This window comes from Arsukibacterium sp. (genome assembly GCF_036735525.1).
GTDB lineage: Bacteria > Pseudomonadota > Gammaproteobacteria > Enterobacterales > Alteromonadaceae > Alishewanella.
The window spans coordinates 1-10,261 of the sequence record NZ_DAINOE010000097.1 but is presented as its reverse complement, the minus strand read 5'-3'; the positions used below and the strand labels follow the sequence as shown (position 1 = coordinate 10,261).

The following is a 10,261-nucleotide window of genomic DNA, read 5'->3' as shown; positions in this document are numbered from 1 at the left end:
TGCTACGCGAGCCGCTGGAGACAGGCATTGTTCATATCAGCCGGGCGGCGCGTCAGGCAGAATTTCCGGCGCAATTTCAACTGATTGCCGCCCTGAACCCCAGCCCAACTGGCCATCATGAAGATGGCCGCGCCAGCCCGGAGCAAGTCATGCGCTATCTGAACCGTTTATCTGGCCCCTTTATTGATCGGGTAGAATTGCAAATAGAGGTGCCCTTGCTACCCAAGGGTATGCTAAGCCAGCAACATAGCAGTGAAGAGCCCAGCAGCCAGGTCAGAGAGCGGGTAGTGGCCGCCAGGCAACTTCAACTGGCGCGTCAGGGTAAAGCCAATGCCCGGCTCAGTGGCAGTGACATCAGTGACTTTTGCCCGCTACAACCGAGCGATGCGCGTTTTTTAGAAGATACCATTTACCGCTTTAAGCTGTCGGCCCGCACCTATCATAAAGTGATTAAGGTCGCACGCACCATTGCCGATCTGCAGCAACAACCACAGATCAGCAAGGCGCATATAATGGAAGCCCTCAGCTACCGGGCATTAGAACGGCTGCTTAGTTACCTTAAAACTTAAACCAGCTTCCACTTTAACAACTGGCCGGCAAAAAACGGCACTATCGGATTGCCATTTGGCAGGATAATTTCTGCGGGTACCTGCCACTCCTGGCGTTGCAGCTGAATTTGCCCAGTATTGCGTGGCAGGCCGTAAAAATCGGCACCATAGTGGCTGGCAAAGCCTTCCAGCTTCTCCAGACAGCCTAACTCATCAAATACCTGAGCATACAATTCAATAGCACTGTGTGCGCTGTAGCAGCCGGCACAGCCACAAGCTGATTCTTTGCGGTGTTTTTCGTGCGGTGCAGAGTCGGTGCCTAAAAAGAATTTTGCAGAGCCACTGGCCACCGCAGCCCGAAGCGCCTCCTGATGCGTTCGACGCTTTAATACCGGCAAACAATAGTTATGTGGCCTGACGCCACCCACTAACAAGTCATTGCGGTTAAGTAATAGATGCTGTGGGGTAATGGTGGCCGCCACATTGGCAGAAGCCGACGCAACAAAGCTGGCCGCATCTGCCGTGGTAATATGCTCAAAGACCACTTTTAACTCTGGCAAACGCGCCACTATATGTTGTAGGTAGCGGTCAATAAACACCTTCTCACGGTCAAAAATATCAATATCATGATCAGTGACTTCACCATGCACCAGCAACAATATACCCTGCTCGGCCATGGCTTCAAATACCGGATACAGCGAGTCCAGCGCGCTCACTGCATCACTGGAGTTGGTAGTGGCGCCAGCAGGATACAACTTGGCGGCAACAATACCGGCCGCCTTAGCATCTATAATATCCTGGCGGCTGGTTTTGTCCGTTAAAAACAAGGTGACTAAGGGTTCAAAGCGGCTGCCCTCTGGCCTTGCAGCCAGAATACGTGCTTTATAGGCCAGCGCCATCTCGGCGGTAGTCACCGGCGGCACTAAATTTGGCATGACTATCGCTCGGGCAAACTGACGCGCTGTGGCCGGTACAGTTTCCAGCAACATATCGCCATCACGAAAATGTAAATGCCAGTCATCGGGGGTTTGCAGGGTTAACAGGCTCATCAGTAGCTCCGGGCGGGTCAGAAAAGATGAGCGCTATAATAGCAAGGAATCGACAGGGGTGAAATCGACCTCAACGGAAATTTTAAGGCGTTAACTGTTTTAATCCTTAGGCGCAGTTTGTTACACTGGCAAAGACCAACAGGAGCAAGCATCATGTCTGACTTTGATCTGGATTTTGATTTAAACAACCTCGATTTTGACGGTGCAGCCGCCGCCTTAGCAAAACAGCAAGCGGAAGCTGAAAACCGCGCCAGCGAACCGCAATTTGGCGATGACGATGACGAATGCAGTGGCGGCGCCTGTAAAATTTAGCGTGAAATGGCAATAAGCACTTATACTAACAAAAATAGCCCTTGGAAAACCGCATGAAAAAAACCCAAATTATTACCACTGACGATATTCTGCTGACGCTGTGTCAGGCGGTCAGTAGTGTTCTCTCTGCTGCCGGTAACCCGGCTATCAGCCACTCGCCTATGGTGCAAAAAATCCAGAAAACCTGCTTGCGGCCTGATCTGGGCTGTTTTGTGTTATTTGATGGTGGCTTTTCCGGACTGGTGATCATTAATTTTACCTCGCAAGCGGCGATGGAAATTTACCGCAAGTACATGATGAGTATGGGCATGCCAGCCGATGAACTGGCGCAATTCCATACGGCTGATGAAGTGGGTAATGTGATGGGCGAACTGATGAACCAGATCGTCGGCGACTTTACCAATAAAGTTCGCCAGGATTTACATACCTCTATTAATCAAAGCCAACCGAAAATGATGGCCATCAATAAGCAAGTACAAATTCTGATTAATACTCAGTTAGATCAGCCGCAGGCGCGACGCGTTACCTTCAGCACACCAGAGCACAATATCTTTTACATGGAACTGGCCATGGATAAAACGGAGTTTATTCAGCTGCAGGATTTTGAGCGAACCGAGCAGGAAAATCCAGATGATATTCTGGCCAACGCCCAGCAATACCGGCCAGAAAGCACCGTAAGTATTCAACCGGAAATCGACGATGACTTTATGAAAAACCTGGGGTTATAAGCGCTAATTTTAGCAGGCTATTCCGGGATCACTAAACGCATTCTGGCACCACCGAGCGAGCTGTCATCAATCAGTAAGCGGCCGTGGTGCCATTGCGTAATACGCAACACTATAGCCAGTCCCAGTCCAAAGCCGCCACCGGCTTTACTGCGACTTTGCTCCAAGCGCAGAAAAGGCTTTATCACTTCTGCCCTTTGTTCTTTGGGTATGCCAGGGCCATCATCTTCCACACTCAGTGTCCAGCTACCAGCTTGCCTGGACAGTTTGACCTGCACCTGGCTATGCGCAAAGCGTTTAGCATTAACCAGTAAATTTTGAATCGCCCGTTCCAGATAATGGCCATCGCCATGCAGCACGGCTTTCTCAGGTAACAGCAAGGTGATAGGGGCGCCTGGTAAGACAGAGAGTTTTTCTCTCAAATTATGCAGTAACTCAACCAGATCCACTTGCTGTTTTTTCAGGCTTAACTGATGGGTCTCCAGCTTGGCATAATCGAGCATCTCATCAACCAGCTGCTGTAGCTCCCGAACATCCTGCAGCATCAAATCACGCTCTGTCTCTGGTAGTTGCCGGGCCATCTCCAGCGCAAAGGTTAGCCTGGCGATAGGAGTACGCAGTTCATGCGATACCGCATGGGTCATCTCACGCTGCAATTCAAGCAAGGCGCGAATTTGCTGGCTCATCTGCTGAAAACTATCAGCAATAGGGGCAATAAAAGAGCGGGCCGGCAATTGTAAGCTGGCATCCTGGCCCTGGCCAAAACGTTGCAATTGCTGTTGCAAAAAGCGGATATCACGTGCCACCGGCCATAACCACAGCGCTACCGCTATCGCCAGCAATACAAAAAATAACAAGCTGAACCAATCAAAGCCGGCAGAGGTATCCAGGGGTAAGGGCCCTAATTGCCAGAGCTCATCTTGCATAAGCGCATAAAAATAGACCCTGTCATCCTGAAACAATGACAACAACTGCCCCCGCTGCAACAACTCCAGTTCTTGCGCTTGCCAGTTAATGGCCTGCATAGGCACCGTCTGATAGGGTACACTGACTAAACTCGGCCATTGTGGCTGAGCCAGCAGCAAGGTGAGCTGATCAGCCATAGCGGTGACTAACGCCGGTTCAGTAGCTGGCTGCACATGGCGCCATAGCTGTTCAATGGTCCAGCCGAGCCCCAATAAAATTAAAAATAAAAAAACATAAAAGTGCAAAAACAGCCGATGCATTTACCAGGCGTCCGCGACAAACAGGTAGCCTTTACCCCACACCGTTTTGATACGGAATGGCACATCAGCACTGTCACCCAGCTTGCGGCGTAAATGTGAGATCCGCACATCAACAGTGCGATCCAAACCATCATACTCGCGGCCAATAATTTGCTGGTGAATGGCTTCGCGCTTTACGGTCTGGCCGGCGTGTTGCGCTAACATCCACAATAAATCGAATTCATAGCTGGTTAGATCGACTCTTTGTTCGTCAAACCAGGCCTCACGCGCCCGCTGCTTTAACACTAAACGGCCAAAAGTCAGTTGCTCAGGTTCGTTTTTTACTTCTGACTGTGTGCGTCTAAGCAGGGCATTGATTCGCGCCAGCAGCACCCGCGGCTCGACCGGCTTGATCACGTAATCATCCGCGCCCAACTCAAGGCCTAATACCTGATCGATATCCCCTTGCTTGGCGGTAAGCATTAACACCGGCCCCTTGTACCAAGGGCGAATTTGCCGGCAAACACCAAAACCATCCAGACCCGGCAGCATCACATCCAACACTATTAAATCCGGCTGAAACTGCCGGCAATGTTCAGCGACCGCCGACCCCTGACCTTGCAATTGCACACTAAAACCATGTTGCACCAAAAAGCTTTGCACCAGACTAGCCAAACGGCTGTCATCTTCCACTAATAAAATTTTTGCCATCAGAATAAACTCCAGGGTCCTGCCACACGACGCCGCCGCAACGGCTGCCGACTAAGTACCTGTAGTTCGGTACTTAACAGGATTAAATCACTATTTGCCCGTAAACTGACCCAGCCATAATGCCAGTCGAGCATTTGTTTAAATTCACCCGCGGTTGCCTGATGCCAGCATTGCATCGACTGCTCTGCCAGATAAAAACACAAACTCTGCGGTTGCTGGCTATGCCAACGCAGCGTTAGCTCAGCCCGACAACTAGCTTGCTGTTGTTCGGTCACGCACACCGTGGGGCTCACTTGCCAGCACAATGATTCCTGGCAACGCTCCGCCAGGTTGCCATTGCCACTTAGCGCCATTATCATCCCAATCAGGCTAAGTAACTGCATCAGTAAAACCGGTAACTTATCCCGGCAAACCAGGTAACAATATAATCAGATTTAACCAGTGGACTGTCCGTCATCGCATCATCCAGGTGGAGATAACGGCCAAAAGCAATCACGCTCAGTTTGTCAGACAAAGGTAAGGTCCAGTTAAGTCGCAGTTCTGGCTGTACGCTGCTTTGGCCCTGATAAGGTAAACCATTTCCTGCCTCGTCCGCACTGATGCCATAATAAGTATCAATCAGATTGGCACTTTTCCAGTGCACGCGGCTACCCAATTGCCAGGCGCCAACAGGGGTATGCCATAGCCGGGCAACGCCAACCGTGACATATTGGCCATGATGTTTGCCACTGGCGTCCTGCCAAATGGCCCATTGCCACTGCCAGCGTTTATTAAACCAGTCCAACTGCAAGCCGATATCAAAGGCGGTCGGTCTTTTATTCACTTCATTTATCGATAACGGCAATGGCCCAATGACCTCTGCACTGGTGGTCAGATCTGGCAGCAACAACGGCGCATTGTCGAGTTGGAAAACATTGCCGCCAAACCAGTTTTTAAAATAGCCTTTTTCATGATTAAACTGGCCATTAATGCTAAGTTGCCAGTTATCGCGGATATACAATGCTGAGCCAATTCGGCCGTTATCAAAAAACCAGCGCTCACCGTAATAGTAAATTTCAGGCAATAGCGCCAGTGGCAGGGTATTGCCACCATGCAACGGATTACTGCGCTGGCCATAACCCAATGCCCAGCTCATATAAAAGGTTTGTTCGGCGACACAGCCTACTTCGTCGCACTCTGCTGCCGCCAGTTGCGTTGGCGTAAGCCAAAGCAAAAACAGCAGTATTATTGATGCTCTTAACACTAATACTGAACCTGCAAAAAGGTTTTGTTACATACAGTGTACCAAGGCTCTTAGGTGGGTATAAGCGAAATAACAAGTTTTCACAAAAAGGTCAGTAAACCGTTACCGAATATTTGGCGCATTTGCACAATGAGCCCGCTGCTTAAAGCTTGTACAGTAGGCAATATTATTTTTTTGGTCTGCCTTTTATGCTTAATAGTCAACGTCATCTCAGTACGCCCTTTTATCTGTTACTCAGCTTGCCTGCCACTGCCATGGGCTTTGCGCTGTCGGTGCAAATTGCCACGCTAAGCTGGATTTTAAGTACTCAGTTTAATCTGGAAATCTACCAGATTGGTTTCGTCTGGGCGGCTGGCCCGTTGGCTGGCATTGTTGGTCAGGTATTAGTTGGGCTTATCAGTGACAAAGTCTGGTTTTGGCGCGGGCGGCGCCGTCCTTTCATTTTAATTGGCGGTAGTTTGGCCGCCCTGATGCTGGCCGCGTTGCCTAATCTGGCACAACTGCAAAGTATGCTGGGCATGATGGACATTGTAATAGTGGCGCTCTTTGTTGCCCTGACTCTGGATCTGGCCATCAATATAAGTTTTAACCCTACCCGTACCCTGATTGCCGATGTCACGCCACAAGGTGAACAACGCACTAAAGGTTATACCTGGATGCAAACCATCTCAGGCTTTTTTGGGGTACTCGCTTATTTAATCGGTGCCAGCTGGGGCAATATTGAGCTGATATATCTGTCGGTATTTGTGGTGCTGGCTTTTTCTTTACTGCCCACTTTACTGATCACTGAGCCGCGGCAACTGCATCACAGCAGCGACGAAGATAAGCCATTACCAAGAGCCAAAGCAGCCGATTGGCCACAATTAATTAAACTCTATGTCGCTCACGGCTTTAGCTGGCTGGGTGTGCAAAGCATGTTTGTCTATTTTATTTTTTACCTGAACGACCGGCTGGTACCCCTGGGGTACGACAATACCGGCCAACTGATTGGCTACTCTTTTGCCATCCTTAACACTGTAGGTTTTATTGTGCCAGCCTTAGTGTTATTGCCACTAAGCCGGCGCTTTGGCCGGGTGCCAGTGCATGCCGGCTGTATGGCGCTAATGGCCATAGGCTATTTTGCGATGGTACCTATGGTCAGCTCACCAGTAAGTTTGTATCTACTGATGGCCGTGGTCGGTATTGGCTGGGGCTCAGTGGTTAGCCTGCCTTTTGCCATTATGTCGGAGAAAGCCGATCCGGCTCGCATGGGCTTTTTTATGGGCATCTTTAATTTGTCCGTAGTGTTACCGCAACTGGTGGTGAGCATGCTGTTTGGTTTACTGCTAAATCAATTTGCCGATAAAGCGGTTCTCTTTGTGTTATGCGGCAGTTGTCTGGCACTGTCGGCACTGTGTTGGTGCTTAGTCCGGGAAAACGCTAGCAGCGTGGTGGTTACTCAGGCACCCGCGTCACATTAAACTTTCGCCTCTGTTGCTTTTGACGACACAGCTGCACTAGCAGCTGCTGTCCTTGGCAGTGTAAAAATTGAATCCACGGTTAAATCCATCTATGATAGGCTGATTAAAACAATAAGAGACTGCCGCAACAGCAGTTAATGCGCCGCCTGGCCCGTTCATCGCTGGCCGCCATAGCAGAGCAAAACATGAAAGACAAAGCTACTTCGTTTGATATCGCTTATTTAGCTGGCGTGTCGCAGTCTACTGTGTCGCGGGCGCTGCGTAACAGCCCACAGGTAAACAAAGAAACCCGGGATAAAGTGCATGCCATTGCCAAACAGCTGAATTATAAAGTCGATAAAAATGCCAGCAACTTGCGCAAACAACGTAGTAGCACCCTAGCCTTACTGTTATTTGAAGATCCCACTACCGATCAATCACAAATTAATCCATTTTTTCTGTCTATGCTGGGCAGTATCACCCGGGCTTGCGCTAAGCGCAGTCAGGATTTACTGGTATCTTTTCAGCAACTGAGTGACGACTGGCATGCCGACTATGAAGACAGCAATAAAGCCGATGGCATTATCCTGCTGGGTTACGGCGATTATGTCGATTACGAAGAAAAGCTGGATAAATTACTGGCACAAGAAACCCATTTTGTTTGCTGGGGCGCAGAGGTTCAGGGCCATCCGGATTTTACTATCCGCAGCCACAACCGTGAAGGTGGCAGGTTAGCCGGCGAGCACTTGCTGGCGCAAGGCTATCGTAATTTTGCTTTTATAGGCAATGCCTCTGAACACAGCCCTGAGTTCTTTCAACGTTATCAAGGGTTTATTGACTCCCTTGGCGCGCATGGCATCGCCGCTGAGCAAGTGGCGCAGTTTGACGCTATTTCAACCGAAAGTGCTGGCGATGCGGCAACGCAACAGTTAATCAGTCTGAAAAAACCGCTGGATGCGATTTTTTGTGCCAGCGATTTAATTGCTATTGGCGTGATGCGCGCACTACATCGTTTAGGTTACCGCATTCCGCAGGATATAGCGGTAATGGGCTTTGACGATATACCGGTAGCTTCTTTTGCTACGCCGGCGCTGAGCACCATTCAGCAAGATACTAACCTGGCCGGTGAACTGCTGGTGGATAACCTGTTGCGGTTAATTAATAACCAGCCTATTACCGTCAATCAAATTGAACCGCGGTTAATTGTCCGGCAATCTTGTGGTGCTGACACCGACTGAGCTTCACTTTACTTTGCATGACGACACTGCGACAAAACCGTTTCTATAGACTGACAAAGCGTCTGCTGAGTAAATACCGTACTGTTTAAGGCTAGCAGACGCTGGCGCAACGCTGCGTCATCCAAAAGTAAATAAGTATTCAACTTCTTTTGTTGTAATTTCAGAAACATATCTTCAATGGCAAACACCGCGGTCAAATCCATAAAGGGCACCCCCCGGCAATCCAATACGATATCTTTAGTCAGCAGCACCTGATCAACTTTATCCATGCGGTCTAACATTTGCGCCATAGAGCCAAAAAATAACGGCCCACTTAAGCGCACTACACGTACTCCCGGATGCTCAGGAGCATCCGGAACATTAAGCAGTTTATCGTCTTCTAAATGGATTTTAGCCATATTTGCCATGCGCCATGTCACCAAGATCATGGCCAACACAACGCCAACGCCTACCGCAACCACTAAATCCACCAAAACGGTCAGCGCAAAAACCGTTAACATAACCACCAGCTCAGGCTTAGGCGTCCCTTGCAAACGTTTTAGTAATCGATAATCCAAAATATCAATACCCACTTTAAGCAAGATCCCAGCTAACACCGCCAACGGAATCTTAGCGGCCAAAGGGGCGAGTCCAAACAATAATGCGAGTAAAAACAATGCATGCACCGTGCCACTGACCCGACTACGACCACCAGCATTGACATTCACCACAGTACGCATCGTCGCGCCAGCGCCCGGTAAGCCACCGACAAAAGAACACAGCATATTGCCCAGGCCCTGGCCGATAAGCTCTTTATTGGGTAAATGTCGGGTTCGGGTAATAGTATCGGCCACCAAAGAGGTCAGTAAACTGTCAATACTGCCAAGCAAAGCCAGGGTGAGCCCAAGGGTAAAAATTAAACTCCATTGCGTTAAGCTAAACTGAGGTAGATCAATTGCTGGCAAGCCGCTGGGTATCTCGCCGATCACCGGCACCTGCCAGCCGAGCATTACAGACGCCAAGGTACAGAAGCAAAGCGCTAGCAAGGGCGAGGGCAGATATCGGCTTATACTCATTGGTGTGAACCAGACAATAGCAAAAGTGAGCAAGCCCAGCGCCAACGCCTGAATATTTATGCTGCTGAGTGTATCTGGCAGCATAATGAGGGCTTGTAAAGTGGATGCTGATGGCGTGGTACCCATTAACGGCGCCAACTGAAGAAAGATGATAATGATGCCGATACCGCTCATAAAGCCAGAGATGACCGGATAGGGTATAAAGCGTACAAGGCCACCCACTTTGAGTAGCCCCATAATAACTTGCAATGCGCCACCTACCAACACCACCGCCAATGCCATTTGAAAACTGCCGCCAAGGGCAGCAATGGCTGACGCAAACACCACTGTCATGGGGCCGGTAGGACCAGAGATCTGTGCTTTAGTACCGCCCATTAGCGCGGCCACTAACCCCAGAGCTATGGCGCCATATAAGCCAGCTGCAGCCCCAGCGCCAGAGGCAACACCGAAAGCCAGCGCCAAAGGCAACGCCACAATGCCAGCGGTTAGCCCGCCAAACAGATCGCCACGCAAGTTGGCGGCTGAATAAGAGGTGTCTGCCATAGAATCATCTTATTGTTATTATCGACGCAGGTGGCTAACAGTGACAAAAACGTTACCGCTAGCTATAGCTTATATCTACAGCAAAGCAGCTATTGCAGCGTTAACACCAAGCCGATTTTTATATTGTGATTTTAGTGTAGAAGCTAAACACCGACCCAACTATGCCCATTTAGTCTATACCTTCTGGCTTGAT

The 10,261-nt window shown here is 49.6% G+C and carries 11 protein-coding genes; 5 read left to right on the top strand and 6 right to left on the bottom strand.

The genetic code is table 11. The features are described from left to right. A partial coding sequence (locus tag V7D78_RS14695; RefSeq protein WP_333609210.1) for an ATP-binding protein occupies positions 1 to 569 on the top strand: 569 nt, incomplete at its 5' end. Here V7D78_RS14695 and pyrC read toward each other — a convergent pair. Then, positions 566 to 1,597: a dihydroorotase gene (gene pyrC, locus V7D78_RS14690; protein WP_333609209.1), complete on the bottom strand. Its 1,032-nt coding sequence runs from the start codon at positions 1,595 to 1,597 to the stop codon at positions 566 to 568. The two genes, V7D78_RS14695 and pyrC, sit on opposite strands and share 4 nt — an antisense overlap. A gap of 153 nt (positions 1,598 to 1,750) precedes the next feature. On the opposite strand from pyrC, the gene V7D78_RS14685 reads away from it, so the two are divergent. Together V7D78_RS14685 and V7D78_RS14680 are read left to right on the top strand one after the other, a co-directional pair. After that, positions 1,751 to 1,909, top strand: coding sequence for a hypothetical protein (locus V7D78_RS14685; RefSeq protein ID WP_333609208.1), 159 nt, complete (start codon positions 1,751 to 1,753; stop codon positions 1,907 to 1,909). A gap of 53 nt (positions 1,910 to 1,962) precedes the next feature. Then, positions 1,963 to 2,637, top strand: coding sequence for a DUF3334 family protein (locus V7D78_RS14680; RefSeq protein ID WP_333609207.1), 675 nt, complete (start codon positions 1,963 to 1,965; stop codon positions 2,635 to 2,637). 17 nt (positions 2,638 to 2,654) lie between these two features. On the opposite strand, the gene V7D78_RS14675 is transcribed toward V7D78_RS14680, so the two are convergent. Genes V7D78_RS14675 through V7D78_RS14660 form a run of 4 tightly spaced genes read right to left on the bottom strand, consistent with a single transcriptional unit; the run spans position 2,655 to position 5,793 of the window. Further along, positions 2,655 to 3,860 carry an ATP-binding protein gene (locus tag V7D78_RS14675; RefSeq protein WP_333609206.1) on the bottom strand — a complete coding sequence of 402 codons (1,206 nt, stop codon included), beginning with the start codon at positions 3,858 to 3,860 and terminating at the stop codon, positions 2,655 to 2,657. Beyond that, positions 3,861 to 4,550 carry a response regulator transcription factor gene (locus V7D78_RS14670; protein WP_333609205.1) on the bottom strand — a complete coding sequence of 230 codons (690 nt, stop codon included), beginning with the start codon at positions 4,548 to 4,550 and terminating at the stop codon, positions 3,861 to 3,863. Continuing rightward, positions 4,550 to 4,933, bottom strand: a complete 384-nt coding sequence (locus tag V7D78_RS14665) for a DUF3019 domain-containing protein (RefSeq protein ID WP_333609204.1) — start codon at positions 4,931 to 4,933, stop codon at positions 4,550 to 4,552. The genes V7D78_RS14670 and V7D78_RS14665 overlap by 1 nt, the downstream gene beginning before the upstream one ends. Further along, positions 4,933 to 5,793, bottom strand: coding sequence for a MipA/OmpV family protein (locus tag V7D78_RS14660; RefSeq protein WP_333609203.1), 861 nt, complete (start codon positions 5,791 to 5,793; stop codon positions 4,933 to 4,935). Before V7D78_RS14660 ends, V7D78_RS14665 begins: the two co-directional genes overlap by 1 nt. A gap of 188 nt (positions 5,794 to 5,981) precedes the next feature. Here V7D78_RS14660 and V7D78_RS14655 point away from each other — a divergent pair, with 188 nt between their 5' ends. Together V7D78_RS14655 and V7D78_RS14650 are read left to right on the top strand one after the other, a co-directional pair. Beyond that, positions 5,982 to 7,253: an MFS transporter gene (locus tag V7D78_RS14655; protein ID WP_333609202.1), complete on the top strand. Its 1,272-nt coding sequence runs from the start codon at positions 5,982 to 5,984 to the stop codon at positions 7,251 to 7,253. A 137-nt stretch (positions 7,254 to 7,390) separates the two neighbouring features. Further along, positions 7,391 to 8,470, top strand: coding sequence for a LacI family DNA-binding transcriptional regulator (locus tag V7D78_RS14650; RefSeq protein WP_333609201.1), 1,080 nt, complete (start codon positions 7,391 to 7,393; stop codon positions 8,468 to 8,470). A gap of 8 nt (positions 8,471 to 8,478) precedes the next feature. On the opposite strand, the gene V7D78_RS14645 is transcribed toward V7D78_RS14650, so the two are convergent. Then, a complete protein-coding gene (locus V7D78_RS14645) occupies positions 8,479 to 10,068 on the bottom strand; it encodes a SulP family inorganic anion transporter (protein ID WP_333609200.1) in 1,590 nt (529 codons plus the stop codon). Positions 10,069 to 10,261: the final 193 nt, after the last annotated feature.